Consider the following 14,966-nt stretch of genomic DNA (forward strand, 5'->3'; position numbering starts at 1 on the left):
ACGGGAACGGCCTGGTGGGCGCCGTGCGCCGGGTCGGGCCGGCGGCCGGTGCGGGGCGTCAGCCGTTGGCGGGACCGCCGAGCTGGAGGCCGGCCATGCGGGACCACTCGTACGGTCCGGTGCGGACCTTGGCCGCCATCTCGCCGTCGAAGTCGTCCTGGAGGGTGATCCCGGCGATCTCCACGGCCTTCCGGGCGATCTCGAAAGAGGGAGCGACGAGATTGCCCCACTCGCCGTTGGCGCCGACGAGGGCGATCCGGGTGGTGCCGCGGCCGATGTGCGCGAGCTGGCCCTCGGCGGCGCCGCCGTGGCTCTTGGCGAACGCGCTGATCTGCCGGGCCAGCCGGGCGGCCTTGCGGGCCGCCCGGGCGTCGGTTGCGGTCTCTTCGGCCTGCGTGAGGGTGTCTGCCATGAGCAGAATGCTACCCGCGGGTACGCGTCTTCTGGGGGAGACCCCCAGACCCCCTAATGGAGGAAGGGATCCACGGCGACGGCGGCGAAGAGCAGCGAGACATAGGTGATGGACCAGTGGAACAGCCGCATCTCCTTGAGCTTCGCGCCCGTGATCCCCGCCTTGGCGCGGGCCTGGAGGCCGTGCGCCTCCTTGAGCCAGAAGGCACCGAGCGCGGCCGCGACGACCGTGTAGAACCAGCTGGTGTAGCCGAGCGGCTGGAGCGAGAGGGAGACGCCGACCATCACCCAGCTGTAGAGGACGATCTGGCGGGCCACCACCTTGTTGCCCGCGATGACCGGCAGCATCGGGACGCCCACGCGCTCGTAGTCGTCCTTGACCTTCATCGACAGCGGCCAGTAGTGCGGCGGCGTCCAGAAGAAGATGACGAGGAAGAGGACGAGGGAGGCCCAGGAGACGGAGTTGGTGACCGCGGACCAGCCGATGAAGACCGGCATGCAGCCCGCGATGCCGCCCCAGACGATGTTCTGCGCGGTACGCCGCTTGAGGATCATCGTGTAGACGACGACGTAGAAGATGTTGGCGCCGAGCGAGAGCATCGCCGACAGCGGATTGACCAGGTACCAGAACCACACCGTCGACCCGACGGTCAGCGCCGAGGCGAAGACCAGGCACTCACGCGGCGAGACCATGCCGGTGACCAGCGGTCGCTGCGCGGTGCGGTCCATCATCGCGTCGATGTCCCGGTCGATGTACATGTTGAACGCGCCCGCGCCACCGGCCGACAGATAACCGCCGATGCAGGTCGCCAGGACGAGCCACAGGTCGGGCACGCCCTCCGCGGCGAGGAACATCACGGGCACGGTCGTCATGAGCAGCAGCTCGATGACCCGGGGCTTGGTCAACGCAACGAACGCCTTGACACGGGCCCCGAACGGCCGGTGGCGAGGGCTCTCGGCGAGCTCCCCCACAGCCTTGAGGGCGTGGGAGGTACCCCCACCCGCAGGACGGGATTCGACGGCCGTCACGCACACCCCTGACAGAGATAAGGCCAGCAAGCACATCCGGGCACACGGACCCGGGAAAGACTTGCGCGTACCACGCCACTCTAGACGTAGGGGGTACTCCGCCCTCCGCCGGGGTGGGTCGTGTTGGGGGCCCCTCTCGCCGTCACGGGCCAGGCCCCGCAACCGATCTTGAGCCCCCGCCCCGCCGGGCGGGGCTCCTGGCGCCGGACCCCGGACGGCTGTCGAAAACCTCTCGAACACCACCGGGAATTCCGCGGAGGACGGCAGAACGGAAGCGTTCGGGAGGCGGCCGGGCGCACTCCCCGGCAGGCTGGTGCCATGGCCGTCGCACCCATGACGGGAATCTTTGCCATCCGGATCGGGTTGCCCGGGCACACGGTCGGGCAGCCGACTGTACGTCGAAAAAATGCGCGTCCCAGCGGGGGTAGGCTCGACAACGCCGCGTCGTGGCGGAATACCGCCCCCGGCAATCGCACATGTGGAGAGGAGCCCTGACCGAGGGTGAGCAACAAGCCGACCACCACAGACCTCGAGTGGACCGAACTGGACCAGCGGGCCGTCGATACCGCTCGCGTCCTGGCCATGGATTCCGTACAGAAGGTCGGTAACGGCCATCCCGGCACGGCCATGAGCCTGGCGCCCGCCGCCTATCTGCTGTTCCAGAAGCTGATGCGGCACGACCCGAGCGACGCCGACTGGACCGGACGCGACCGGTTCGTCCTCTCCCCCGGCCACACGAGCCTGACGCTCTACATCCAGCTCTTCATGGCCGGCTACGGCCTGGAGCTCGCGGACCTGAAGTCGTTCCGCACCTGGGACAGCAAGACCCCGGGCCACCCGGAGCACGGCCACACCCGCGGCGTGGAGACCACCACCGGCCCGCTGGGCCAGGGCATCGCCAACGCGGTGGGCATGGCCATGGCCGCCCGCTACGAGCGCGGTCTGTTCGACCCGGAGGCCCCGAAGGGCGAGTCCCCCTTCGACCACACCATCTGGGCGATCGTCTCCGACGGCGACCTGGAGGAGGGCATCTCCGCCGAGGCGTCCTCGCTGGCCGGTCACCAGAAGCTCGGCAATCTCGTCGCCCTCTACGACGACAACCACATCTCGATCGAGGGCGACACCGCCACGGCGCTCTCCGAGGACGTCCTGGCGCGCTACGAGGCGTACGGCTGGCACGTCCAGCGCATCGAGCAGTCCCCGAACGGCGACTTCGACATCCAGGCGCTGTACGCGGCGCTGAAGGCGGCGCAGGCGGAGACCGAGCGCCCCTCGATCATCGCCGCGCGCACGATCATCGCCTGGCCCGCCCCGAACGCGCAGAACACCGAGGCCTCGCACGGCTCGGCGCTGGGCGACGAGGAGGTGGCCGCGACCAAGAAGGTGCTGGGCTTCGACCCCGAGCAGACCTTCCAGGTCGAGGACGACGTCTTCGCCCACGTCCGCACGGTCGTCGACCGCGGCCGCGAGGCGCACGCCACGTGGAGCAAGCGGCTGGAGGAGTGGCGCACGGCGAACCCGCAGCGCGCCGCCGACTTCGACCGGATCAACGCGGGCGAGCTGCCCGACGGCTGGGAGAAGGCCATCCCGTCCTTCCCCGCGGGCAAGGACGTCGCGACCCGCAAGGCGTCGGGCGAGGTCCTCAAGGCGCTGGGCGGCGTGATCCCCGAGCTGTGGGGCGGCTCCGCCGACCTCGCCGGCTCGAACAACACGACCATCGACGCGTCGTCCTCCTTCCTCCCGGAGGGCAACCCGCTGCCGGAGGCGAACCCCTACGGCCGCACGGTGCACTTCGGCATCCGTGAGCACGCCATGGGTTCGACCATGAACGGCATCGCGCTGCACGGCAACACCCGTATCTACGGCGGCACCTTCCTGGTGTTCTCCGACTACATGCGCCCGGCCGTGCGCCTGGCCGCGCTGATGAAGCTGCCGGTCACCTACGTGTGGACGCACGACTCCATCGGCCTCGGCGAGGACGGCCCGACCCACCAGCCGGTCGAGCACATGGCCGCGCTGCGCGCCATCCCGGGCCTGAACATGGTCCGCCCGGCCGATGCCAACGAGACGGCGATCGCCTGGCGCGAGATCACCAAGCGTCACGCCACCAACCCGGCGCCGCACGGTCTGGCCCTCACCCGCCAGAACGTGCCCACCTACGAGGCCAACGAGGGCGTCGCCAAGGGCGGCTACGTCCTGTTCGAGGCCGAGGGCGGCCGTCCGCAGGTGATCCTGATCGGCACCGGCTCCGAGGTCCAGCTGGCCGTCGAGGCCCGTGACGTCCTCCAGGCCGAGGGCATCCCGACCCGGGTCGTCTCGATGCCGTCCGTCGAGTGGTTCGAGGAGCAGGACCAGGCGTACCGCGACGGCGTGCTGCTGCCCGACGTCAAGGCGCGGGTGGCGGTCGAGGCCGGCATCGGTCTGACCTGGCACCGCTACGTCGGCGAGAGCGGCCGGATCGTCTCGCTGGAGCACTTCGGCGCCTCCGCCGACTACAAGGTGCTCTACCGCGAGTTCGGTCTGACCACCGAGGCCGTGGTCGCCGCCGCGCGCGAGTCCGTCGAGCACGCCGACGCCAACCGCCGCTGACGCCCGCACACAATCAGTAGGAGATGCAATCCCCATGACAGACGCACTCAAGCGCCTCTCCGACGAAGGCGTCGCGATCTGGCTGGACGACCTGTCCCGCAAGCGCATCACGTCGGGCAACCTGGCCGAGCTCATCGACCAGAGCCACGTCGTGGGCGTCACGACCAACCCGTCGATCTTCCAGAAGGCCATCTCCAGCGGTGACGGCTACGAGCAGCAGCTCGCCGACCTCGCCGTGCGCGGGGTGACCGTGGAAGAGGCCATCCGCATGATCACCACGGCGGACGTCCGCGACGCCGCCGACATCCTGCGCCCGGTCTTCGACGCGACGGACGGCCAGGACGGCCGGGTCTCCATCGAGGTCGACCCGCGCCTGGCGCACAACACCCACGCCACCGTCGCCGAGGCCAAGCAGCTGGCCTGGCTGGTGGACCGTCCGAACACCCTCATCAAGATCCCGGCGACCCAGGCGGGCCTGCCGGCCATCGCCGAGGTGATCGGCAAGGGCATCAGCGTCAACGTGACGCTGATCTTCTCCCTCGAGCGCTACCGCGCGGTGATGGACGCCTACCTGACCGGTCTGGAGAAGGCCAAGGCCGCGGGCCTGGACCTGTCCCTCATCCACTCGGTCGCGTCCTTCTTCGTGTCCCGCGTGGACACCGAGATCGACAAGCGTCTCGACGCGCTGGGCACGGCGGAGGCCAAGGAGCTGCGCGGCAAGGCGGCGCTCGCCAACGCCCGCCTGGCCTACCAGGCGTACGAGGAGGTCTTCTCCTCCGACCGCTGGGCCGCCCTGGAGAAGTCGGGCGCCAACAAGCAGCGCGCCCTGTGGGCCTCGACCGGCGTCAAGGACCCGGCCTACAAGGACACGCTGTACGTGGACGACCTGGTCGCCCCGAACACGGTCAACACCATGCCGGAGGCCACCCTGGAGGCCACCGCCGACCACGGGCAGATCACCGGTGACACCGTGCGCGGCACGTACGAGCAGGCCAAGGCCGAGCTCGACGCGCTGGCGAAGGTCGGGATCTCGTACGACGACGTCGTGCAGCTCCTGGAGGACGAGGGCGTCGAGAAGTTCGAGGCGTCGTGGAACGACCTGCTGAAGTCCACTGAGGCGGAGCTCAAGCGCCTCGCTCCGGAGGCGTGAATTGAGCACAAGCAGCAATCCGCTGCGTGACGCTCAGGACCGACGGCTCCCGCGTATCGCGGGGCCGTCGGGCCTGGTCATCTTTGGCGTCACGGGCGATTTGTCCCGTAAAAAGCTGATGCCTGCCGTCTACGACCTGGCCAACCGCGGTCTGCTGCCGCCGGGCTTCTCCCTCATCGGTTTCGCGCGTCGCGACTGGGAGACCGAGGACTTCGCCCAGATCGTGCACGACGCGGTCAAGGAGCACGCGCGCACGCCGTTCCGTGAGGAGGTCTGGCAGCAGCTGGTGCAGGGCTGCCGGTTCGTCCAGGGCGACTTCGACGACGACGAGGCGTTCGAAACCCTCAAGGACACCATCCAGGAGCTCGACAAGGCGCAGGGCACGGGCGGCAACTTCGCCTTCTACCTGTCCGTCCCGCCGAAGTTCTTCCCCACGGTCGTCCAGCAGCTCAAGAAGCACGGCCTGGCCGACCAGAAGGAAGGCTCCTGGCGGCGCGCCGTCATCGAGAAGCCCTTCGGGCACGACCTGGCCAGCGCCCAGGAGCTCAACCGGATCGTCCACGAGGTCTTCCCGGCCGAGGCGGTCTTCCGCATCGACCACTACCTGGGCAAGGAGACGGTCCAGAACATCCTGGCGCTGCGCTTCGCCAACACCCTCTTCGAGCCGATCTGGAACCGGTCCTACGTCGACCACGTGCAGATCACCATGGCCGAGGACATCGGTATCGGCGGCCGGGCCGGCTACTACGACGGCATCGGCGCCGCCCGCGACGTCATCCAGAACCACCTGCTCCAGCTGCTCGCGCTGACCGCGATGGAGGAGCCCGCCTCCTTCGAGGCGGACGCGCTGGTCGCGGAGAAGACCAAGGTGCTCGGCGCCGTGCGGCTGCCCAAGGACCTCGGCAGGAACACCGTGCGCGGCCAGTACGCGCACGGCTGGCAGGGTGGCGAGGAGGTCGTCGGCTACCTCGAAGAGGACGGCATCGACCCGCAGTCGAAGACCGACACCTACGCCGCGATCAAGCTGGAGATCGACAACCGCCGCTGGGCGGGCGTCCCCTTCTATCTCCGCACGGGCAAGCGGCTCGGCCGCCGCGTCACCGAGATCGCGGTCGTCTTCCAGCGCGCCCCGCACTCGCCCTTCGACCACACCGCCACCGAGGAGCTGGGGCAGAACGCCCTGGTGATCCGGGTGCAGCCGGACGAGGGCGTCACGCTGCGGTTCGGCTCCAAGGTGCCGGGCACCTCGATGGAGGTCCGGGACGTCTCGATGGACTTCGCCTACGGCGAGTCCTTCACCGAGTCCAGCCCGGAGGCGTACGAGCGGCTCATCCTCGATGTGCTGCTGGGCGACGCCAACCTCTTCCCGCGGCTGCGGGAGGTCGAACTGTCCTGGGAGATCCTCGACCCGATCGAGCGCTACTGGGACAAGCACGGCAAGCCCGCGTCCTACCAGGCCGGCACCTGGGGCCCGGACGAGGCCGACGAGATGCTCGCACGAGACGGACGGAGCTGGCGGCGGCCATGAAAATGGACCTCACGGACACCACGTCCAGCAAGATCAACAACGCGCTGGTCCAGGGCCGCCGCGCCATCGGCACCCCCGCCGTCGGCATGGTGCTCACCCTGGTCATCGTCACCGACGAAGAGCACGCCTACGACGCGCTCAAGGCCGCCAACGAGGCGTCCCGCGAGCACCCTTCGCGCAAGCTCGTCGTCATCAAGCGGGTCAGCCGCTCGATGCGCGACCGTGCCAAGGCCCGCCTCGACGCCGAGGTCCGGGTCGGCACCAGCGCGGGCACCGGCGAGACGGTGGTCCTGAGGCTGTACGGCGACGTCATCGACCACGCCCAGTCGGTCGTGCTGCCGCTGCTGCTGCCCGACGCCCCCGTGGTCGTCTGGTGGCCGGTGGGTGCCCCCGTCAACCCGGAGAAGGACCCACTGGGCGCACTCGCCCAGCGCCGGGTGACCGACACCTACGCCGCCGAGGACCCCCTCGCGGAGGTCTCGGCCCGCGCCGCGCACTACACGCCCGGCGACACCGACCTGGCCTGGACCCGGATCACGCCGTGGCGCTCGATGCTCGCGGCCGCCCTGGACCAGCAGCAGGTCGACGTCGTCTCCGCCGAGGTCGAGGGCGAGGGCTACAACCCCAGCGGCGAGCTGCTCGCCATGTGGCTCGCCGACCGTCTCGGCGTCCCGGTGAAGCGGACCGTCTCGGACGGCCCGGGCCTGACCGCCGTGCGGCTGGAGACCGGGAACGGCCCGATCGTCCTGGACCGTCCCAACGGCACCCTGGCCACCCTCTGCATGCCCGGCCAGCCGGACCGTGCCGTCGCGCTCAACCGGCGCGACACCGCGGAGCTCCTCGCGGAGGAGCTGCGCAGGCTCGACCCGGACACCACCTACGAGGCCGCGATCAAGTACGGCGTGGAGCGGCTTTCCGAGCCCGCCGCGCAGTCAGCCACACAGTCGGCCGCGGCGTCGAAGGAGGCCAAGCCCGCCGAGGCGGCTCCGGATGCTCCGGCGGCTTCCGACGGTGCCACCGCCCCCGCCCCCGCCAAGAAGGCGTCCGGCAAGAAGGCGGCGGGCAAGTGAGCGCTCCTCAGATCGTCGTCCACCGGGACAAGGAGCTGATGGCGCAGGCCGCGGCGGCCCGGCTGATCACGAAGATCGTGGACGCCCAGGCCGCCCGCGGCTCGGCCTCCGTCGTCCTCACCGGCGGGCGCAACGGCAATGGGCTGCTCGCCGCCCTCGCCACCGCGCCCGCGCGGGACGCGGTGGACTGGTCGCGGCTGGACCTGTGGTGGGGCGACGAGCGGTTCCTGCCGGACGGCGACCCCGAGCGCAATGTGACCCAGGCGCGCGAGGCGCTGCTGGACTCGGTGCCGCTGGACCCCGCCCGGGTGCACGCGATGCCGTCGGCGGGCGGCCCGTACGGCAACGACGTGGACGCGGCCGCCGAGGCCTACGCGGCGGAGCTCGCCGCGGCGGCCCGGCCCGAGGACCACGGCCCGGTGCCCGCCTTCGACGTCCTGCTGCTGGGCGTCGGCCCGGACACACACGTGGCCTCGCTCTTCCCCGAACTGCCGGCCGTGCGGGAGACCGAGCGCCCGGTGGTCGGCGTCCGGGGCGCGCCCAAGCCGCCGCCGAACCGGGTCTCGCTGACCCTGCCGGCGATTCGCGCAGCCCGCGAGGTGTGGCTGCTCGCGGCGGGCGAGGACAAGGCGAACGCGGTGGCGCTCGCGCTGAGCGGTGCGGGTGAGGTCCAGGCCCCCGCCGCGGGGGCGTACGGCCGCAGCCGCACCCTGTGGCTGCTGGACGCCGCCGCCGCGGCTCGCCTTCCGCGGGATCTGTATCCGCCGGCGACGTCCTGACAGCACGCTGAACACGCGATGGCCCGGTCCCCCTGCAGGGGGACCGGGCCATCGCGTGTTTCCCGGGCTCCGCCCGGCCCCGGTCCTCAATCGCCGGACGGGCTTTTCAGCCCGTCCGGCGATTGAGGACAGAGCACAGCAGCCCGTCCGGCGATTGAGGACGCGCCCGCAGGGCGCTCGCCGCCGCAGGCGGCCAGACGACCCGCAGGCCGAGGATCCGGCCTCAGCGCCCGCGCAGCGACCGGTACCGCGCGACCAGCGCCGCCGTGGACGCGTCCAGCCCGGGCACCTCGTCGCCGGCCGTGAGCGCGGGCTCGACCCGCTTCGCGAGGACCTTGCCGAGTTCGACGCCCCACTGGTCGAAGGAGTCGATGTTCCACACCGCGCCCTGGACGAACACCTTGTGTTCGTACAGCGCGACCAACTGCCCGAGCACCGACGGCGTCAGCTCGTTCGCGAGGATCGTCGTGGTCGGGTGGTTGCCCTTGAACGTCTTGTGCGGGATCAGGTCCTGCGGGACGCCCTCCGCCGCGACCTCTTCCGGGGTCTTGCCGAAGGCGAGGGCCTGCCCCTGGGCGAAGAGGTTCGCCATCAGCAGGTCGTGCTGGCCGACCAGGCCCGGGAGCAGGTCGTCCACGGGCTTGGCGAAGCCGATCAGGTCCGCGGGGATCAGCTTCGTGCCCTGGTGGATCAACTGATAGTAGGCGTGCTGGCCGTTGGTGCCCGGCGTGCCCCAGACGACCGCGCCGGTCTGCCAGTTGACGGGGTTGCCGTCGCGGTCCACCGACTTGCCGTTGGACTCCATGTCCAGCTGCTGCAGATACGCGGCGAACTTCGACAGGTAGTGGCTGTAGGGCAGCACCGCGTGGGACTGGGCGTCGTGGAAGTTGCCGTACCAGATGCCCAGCAGGCCGAGCAGCAGCGGGACGTTCTCCTCCGGCGGCGCGCAGCGGAAGTGCTCGTCGACCAGGTGGAAGCCGGCCAGCATCTCGCGGAAGTGGTCCGGGCCGATGGCGAGCATCAGGGAGAGCCCGATGGCCGAGTCGTAGGAATAGCGACCGCCGACCCAGTCCCAGAACTCGAACATGTTGGCCGGGTCGATGCCGAACTCGGTGACCTTCTCCTCGTTCGTCGACAGCGCCACGAAGTGCTTGGCGACGGCCTCCTCGCCCGCGCGCAGGCCGGTCAGCAGCCAGTTGCGGGCGGAGGTGGCGTTGGTGATGGTCTCGATGGTGGTGAACGTCTTCGAGGCGATGACGAACAGCGTCTCGGCCGGGTCCAGGTCCCGCACGGCCTCGTGCAGGTCCGCGCCGTCGACGTTCGAAACGAAACGGAACGTCATGTCCCGTGCGGTGTAGGCGCGCAGCGCCTCGTAGGCCATCGCGGGACCGAGGTCGGAACCACCGATGCCGATGTTGACGACGTTCTTGATGGGCTTTCCGGTGTGGCCCTTCCAGCCCCCCGAGCGCACCCGGTCGGCGAAGACCTGCATCTTCATCAATACGGCGTGCACGGCGGGAATGACGTTGACGCCGTCACTCTCCACGACGGCGGACTCCGGGGCGCGCAGGGCGGTGTGCAGCACCGCGCGGCCCTCGGTGGTGTTGATCTTCTCGCCCCGGAACATCGCGTCCCGCAGCTCGGCCACCCCGGTCGCGGCCGCCAGCTCGCGCAGCAGTCGCAGGGTCTCGTCGGTGACCAGGTGCTTGGAGTAGTCGACGTACAGATCACCGACGGAGAGCGCATAGCGCTCCGCTCGCGAGGAGTCGTCGGCGAACAGCTTCCGCAGGTGCACCTCCCCCAGTTCTTCCCGGTGCTTGGCCAACGCGTTCCACTCAGGCGTCTGGTCGAGCCTGCTCCGGCCTTCTGCGTTCATCTCGGACATTAGCCCACTTCTTCTCGTAGCCGCCCCGCCATCCTCCAACCTAATTGATCAGGCTTCGGTATGAGGTGTCCGCCCGCTCCCGGCGCGGTCCTCGGCGGGTTCCGGACATCACGACGACGGCCCGGCCGCACACCCTCGTGGAGTGCGCGGCCGGGCCGCTTGACGTGTTCGGTGCCGCTGCTCAGATCTCGCCGCGGAGCTTGGCGAGCGCCTCCGCCAGGATCGCCTCGCCGTCGGCGTCGCTGCGCCGCTCACGGACGTACGCGAGGTGTGTCTTGTACGGCTCGGTACGCGGCGGGTCCGGCGGGTTGTCCCGGTCCTGACCGGCAGGGAAGCCACACCGCGGGCAGTCCCACGTGTCCGGCACCTGCGCGTCGCTGGCGAAGCTCGGCTGCGTCTCGTGCCCGTTCGAGCACCAGAAGGAGATGCGGAGGCGCGGCGCGGACTCGCCCCGCTCGGCCTCCCCCATCGGCCCCGCTCCGACCCGACTTCCTCGGATCGCGTTGCCACTTGCCACGGTCGTAACTCCCTGCGTGATGGTGCTGCGAAGCGACGAGATGAAGCTCCGCGGCGGGCGCCCCAGTCTACGTAAGGCCCAACGCGCGTCCAGTGGCAGGAGTTACAGCCCGGCCGCGAGGACGCGAGCCCCATGATAGGCCGAGCCGACGACGGTACGTCAGCTATCGAGCTTCATCAGCAGGCCGAGTGCCACGATGCACGCGAACCACAGCAGACCGACGACCACGGTGATGCGGTCGAGGTTGCGCTCGGCGACCGAGGAGCCGCCGACGGAGGACTGCATACCGCCACCGAACATATCGGACAGGCCGCCGCCCTTCCCCTTGTGCATGAGCACCAGCATCATCATCAGCAGGCTGAAGACGATGAGGGCGATCGAGAACCCCATGACCACGGCTTGACCAACTCTCTCGGACTGAAGAATCTCTCGGACGGTGAAACGTGCGGGGCCGGGCGGCGTGAAAACGCCGGTCCCGGCCCCGACAGGGTACGCCGCGGAGCACCCGTCGTCATAGCGGCGACCTCGGCGGCCGCCGCCGGTCCCGTTCCCTTACTGGTCCCGGAACCGGACGATCTTGACGAACTCGTCCGCGTCCAGCGCCGCGCCACCGATCAGCGCGCCGTCGACATCGGGCTTGGCCATGATCGCCGCGACATTGCCGGACTTGACCGAGCCGCCGTACTGGATGCGGACCTTGTCGGCCAGCTCCTGGCTGTACAGCTCGGCGAGACGGCCGCGGATCGCCCCGCAGACCTCCTGGGCGTCCTCGGGGGTCGCGACCTCGCCGGTGCCGATGGCCCACACCGGCTCGTAGGCGATGACGATCGACTCGGCCTGCTCGGCCGGGATGTCCTTCAGGGCGCCGTCGACCTGGGCCAGCGTGTGCTGGACCTGGTTGCCGGCCTTGCGGACGTCCAGGCCCTCGCCGACGCACAGGATCGGGGTGAGCCCGTGCCGGTAGGCGGCCTTGACCTTGGCGTTGCAGACCTCGTCGGTCTCCGCGTGGTACTGGCGGCGCTCGGAGTGCCCGATGGCCACGTAGGCGCACTTGAGCTTGGAGAGCATCGCGCCGGAGATCTCGCCGGTGTACGCACCGGAGTCGTACGCCGAGATGTCCTGGGCGCCGTACTTGATCTTCAGCTTGTCGCCGTCGACCAGGGTCTGCACGGAGCGCAGGTCGGTGAACGGCGTCAGGACGGCGACCTCGACCGCGTCGTAGTCCTTGTCGGCGAGGGCGAAGGCGAGCTTCTGGACGTGCGCGATGGCCTCGAGGTGGTTGAGGTTCATCTTCCAGTTGCCCGCCATCAGCGGGGTACGGTCACTCACGTTGGTTCAGTCCTCCAGTGCTGCGAGGCCGGGGAGCGTCTTGCCCTCGAGGTATTCGAGGCTGGCGCCGCCACCGGTCGAAATGTGGCCGAAAGCGTTCTCGTCGAAGCCCAGGATGCGCACGGCCGCGGCCGAGTCGCCACCGCCGACGACGGTGAAGGCGGGGCTGTCGAGGAGACCCTGCGCCACGGCCTGGGTGCCGTTGGCGTAGTCGGGGTGTTCGAAGACACCCATGGGGCCGTTCCAGAAGACCGTGCCGGCGTCGGCGAGCTTCGCGGCGTAGAGCTCGCGGGTCTTCGGGCCGATGTCCAGGCCCTCCTTGTCGGCCGGGATGGCGTCCGCGGCGACGAGCTCGGGGTTGGCCGGGGCCTTGGTCTTCAGGTCCGGGAAGTCGGCGGAGACGAGGACGTCGACGGGGAGGACGAACTCCACGCCGCGCTTCTCGGCCCGCGCCAGGTACTCCAGGCAGACCGGGATCTGGTCCTCCTGCAGCAGCGAGATGCCGACCTCGTGGCCCTTGGCCTTGAGGAAGGTGTAGGACATGCCACCGCCGATGAGGATGCGGTCGGCCTTCTCCAGCAGGTTGTCGATGACACCCAGCTTGTCGGAGACCTTGGCACCGCCCAGCACCACGACATAGGGGCGCCGCACCTCGTCGGTGAGCTTCTTCAGGACGCCGACCTCGGTGGCGATCAGGTCGCCGGCGGCGTGCGGAAGGCGCGCCGGGAGGTCGAAGACCGAGGCGTGCTTGCGGTGCACCGCACCGAAGCCGTCTCCCACGTACAGGTCGGCCAGGGCCGCCAGCTCGTCGGCGAAGGCGCCGCGCTCGGCGTCGTCCTTGCTCGTCTCGCCCACGTTGAAGCGGAGGTTCTCCAGCAGCGTGACCTCGCCGTTCGCCAGTGCGGCGACGGTGGCCTTCGCGCTGTCGCCCACCGTGTCGGTGGCGAACGAGACGCTCTTGCCCAGGATCTCGCCGAGCCGCGTCGCGGCCGGGGCGAGGGAGTACTGGGGGTCCGGGGCGCCCTTGGGACGGCCCAGGTGGGAGGCGACGATCACCTTGGCGCCCGCCTCGGCGAGCTTGGCGATCGTCGGGGCGACGGCACGGATGCGGCCGTCGTCGGTGATGGTGGTGCCCTCGAGGGGCACGTTGAGGTCGGCGCGGACGAAGACCCGCTTGCCCTCGATGCCGTCCTGGAGGAGTTCGTCGATCGTCTTCATGCAGTGACTCCGGTGACTTCCGTGATCGGGGCCCCTCCCAGCGATAGCTGGGGGACAGTCATAGGACGGGGCCCGTGCGACGCGCCATAGCGTCGCACGAGCCCCGTCCCCTACTACATCTCGGTGCCCTTGACAGTGCTGTCAGGCAACGATCAGAGCTGGCCGCCGACGAAGACGGTCAGGTCGACCAGGCGGTTGGAGTAGCCCCACTCGTTGTCGTACCAGCCGACGACCTTGACCTGGTTGCCCTGGACCATGGTCAGGGAGGAGTCGAAGGTGCAGGAGGCCGGCCAGTTCACGATGTCGGAGGAGACGATCGCGTCCTCGGTGTACTCGAGGATGCCCTTGAGCTGACCCTCGGCGGCCTTCTGGAAGGCGGCGTTGATCTCTTCCTTGCTGGTCTCGCGGTCGAGCTCGAGGACCAGGTCGGTGACCGAGCCGGTCGGGACCGGGACGCGCATGGCGATGCCGTCCAGCTTGCCCTTGAGCTGCGGGAGGACCAGGGCGGTGGCCTTGGCGGCACCGGTCGAGGTCGGGATGATGTTCTCCGCGGCGGCGCGGGCGCGACGCAGGTCGGAGTGCGGGAAGTCCAGGATCCGCTGGTCGTTGGTGTACGCGTGGACCGTGGTCATCATGCCCTTGACGATGCCGAAGCTCTCGTCGAGGACCTTGGCCATCGGCGCCACACAGTTGGTGGTGCAGGAGGCGTTGGAGATGACGTGGTGGTTGGCCGCGTCGTACTTGTCCTGGTTGACGCCCATGACGATCGTGATGTCCTCGTCCTTGGCGGGCGCGGAGATCAGGACCTTCTTGGCGCCGGCCGCGAGGTGCTTCGCGGCGTCGGCCTTCTTGGTGAAGATGCCGGTGGACTCGATGACGATGTCGGCGCCGAGCTCGCCCCAGGGCAGGTTGGCGGGGTCGCGCTCGGCCATCGTCTTGAAGGTCTGGGAGCCGACGGTGATCGAGTCGTCGGTGTGGCTGACCTCCTGCTTCAGACGACCCAGGATGGTGTCGTACTTCAGCAGGTGGACAAGGGTGGCGTTGTCGGTCAGGTCGTTGACACCGACGATCTCGATGTCCGCACCCTGCTCGAGCAGTGCGCGGAAGTAGTTACGACCGATACGACCAAAGCCGTTGATGCCTACGCGGATCGTCACGAACCGATCTCCTCGTTGGTTTGCCGGTCTGGACGCCGGCGAGCTGTATGGGATGTCCCCGACCACCCCCGACCCTACCTCTAACAGGGGTCGTACGTGACATTGGCGGCGGGTGCTTTCGGGCGCGCTCAGGCGTGCTCAACCACGCTCAACTGCAGGTCAGCCGCCGATGGCGCGCAAAGCGGCACCGACCAGTCCGGCTCGCTCGCGCGGGTCGGACACGTGTTCAAGACCGAAGCCCAGCAGCACGGTGTCCCGGGTGGTGACGGCCGCGGCGCCGCCGGCTCGCTCCTCGCGGCCGTCA

Annotated in this window: 13 protein-coding genes; 5 read left to right on the plus strand and 8 right to left on the minus strand. The window is 69.6% G+C overall.

From position 1 onward, the window contains the following. Positions 1-58: 58 nt before the first annotated feature. Positions 59-412: a hypothetical protein gene (locus AB8O64_RS09100; protein WP_370418698.1), complete on the minus strand. Its 354-nt coding sequence runs from the start codon at positions 410-412 to the stop codon at positions 59-61. Positions 413-465: 53 nt separating this feature from the next. Further along, entirely contained in the window at positions 466-1,440 is a 975-nt protein-coding gene (locus AB8O64_RS09105; RefSeq protein ID WP_370418699.1) for a heme o synthase, read from the minus strand. A gap of 501 nt (positions 1,441-1,941) precedes the next feature. Here AB8O64_RS09105 and tkt point away from each other — a divergent pair. From tkt to pgl, 5 genes are read left to right on the plus strand one after another with little or no spacing between them, the layout of a single operon-like run. Next, on the plus strand, positions 1,942-4,029 hold the full coding sequence (tkt, locus tag AB8O64_RS09110) for a transketolase (RefSeq protein ID WP_370418700.1): 2,088 nt from the start codon (positions 1,942-1,944) through the stop codon (positions 4,027-4,029). A gap of 34 nt (positions 4,030-4,063) precedes the next feature. Continuing rightward, positions 4,064-5,179: a transaldolase gene (tal, locus tag AB8O64_RS09115; RefSeq protein ID WP_365374191.1), complete on the plus strand. Its 1,116-nt coding sequence runs from the start codon at positions 4,064-4,066 to the stop codon at positions 5,177-5,179. Position 5,180: 1 nt separating this feature from the next. Then, complete coding sequence (gene zwf / locus AB8O64_RS09120; protein ID WP_356456744.1) at positions 5,181-6,707, plus strand: glucose-6-phosphate dehydrogenase; 1,527 nt, start codon at positions 5,181-5,183, stop codon at positions 6,705-6,707. Then, complete coding sequence (opcA, locus tag AB8O64_RS09125; RefSeq protein WP_370418701.1) at positions 6,704-7,777, plus strand: glucose-6-phosphate dehydrogenase assembly protein OpcA; 1,074 nt, start codon at positions 6,704-6,706, stop codon at positions 7,775-7,777. Before zwf ends, opcA begins: the two co-directional genes overlap by 4 nt. Further along, complete coding sequence (gene pgl, locus AB8O64_RS09130; RefSeq protein WP_370418702.1) at positions 7,774-8,556, plus strand: 6-phosphogluconolactonase; 783 nt, start codon at positions 7,774-7,776, stop codon at positions 8,554-8,556. The genes opcA and pgl overlap by 4 nt, the downstream gene beginning before the upstream one ends. Positions 8,557-8,779: 223 nt before the next feature. Here pgl and pgi read toward each other — a convergent pair whose 3' ends face one another. The 6 genes from pgi to gap form a co-directional block, all read right to left on the minus strand. Further along, positions 8,780-10,432 (minus strand): glucose-6-phosphate isomerase, encoded by a 1,653-nt coding sequence (gene pgi / locus AB8O64_RS09135; RefSeq protein WP_370423826.1) that lies wholly within the window; start codon positions 10,430-10,432, stop codon positions 8,780-8,782. 190 nt (positions 10,433-10,622) lie between these two features. Then, positions 10,623-10,958: an RNA polymerase-binding protein RbpA gene (locus AB8O64_RS09140; RefSeq protein ID WP_003957010.1), complete on the minus strand. Its 336-nt coding sequence runs from the start codon at positions 10,956-10,958 to the stop codon at positions 10,623-10,625. 159 nt (positions 10,959-11,117) lie between these two features. After that, entirely contained in the window at positions 11,118-11,348 is a 231-nt protein-coding gene (gene secG / locus AB8O64_RS09145; protein WP_184730779.1) for a preprotein translocase subunit SecG, read from the minus strand. 162 nt (positions 11,349-11,510) lie between these two features. Then, positions 11,511-12,287, minus strand: coding sequence for a triose-phosphate isomerase (tpiA, locus tag AB8O64_RS09150; protein WP_361926977.1), 777 nt, complete (start codon positions 12,285-12,287; stop codon positions 11,511-11,513). A 6-nt stretch (positions 12,288-12,293) separates the two neighbouring features. Next, complete coding sequence (gene pgk, locus AB8O64_RS09155; RefSeq protein ID WP_370418703.1) at positions 12,294-13,505, minus strand: phosphoglycerate kinase; 1,212 nt, start codon at positions 13,503-13,505, stop codon at positions 12,294-12,296. A 152-nt stretch (positions 13,506-13,657) separates the two neighbouring features. After that, on the minus strand, positions 13,658-14,662 hold the full coding sequence (gene gap / locus AB8O64_RS09160) for a type I glyceraldehyde-3-phosphate dehydrogenase (protein WP_365214076.1): 1,005 nt from the start codon (positions 14,660-14,662) through the stop codon (positions 13,658-13,660). Between the last annotated feature and the right edge of the window lie 304 nt (positions 14,663-14,966).

The sequence above is a fragment of the Streptomyces sp. QH1-20 genome (assembly GCF_041283565.1).
Lineage (GTDB): Bacteria > Actinomycetota > Actinomycetes > Streptomycetales > Streptomycetaceae > Streptomyces > Streptomyces syringius.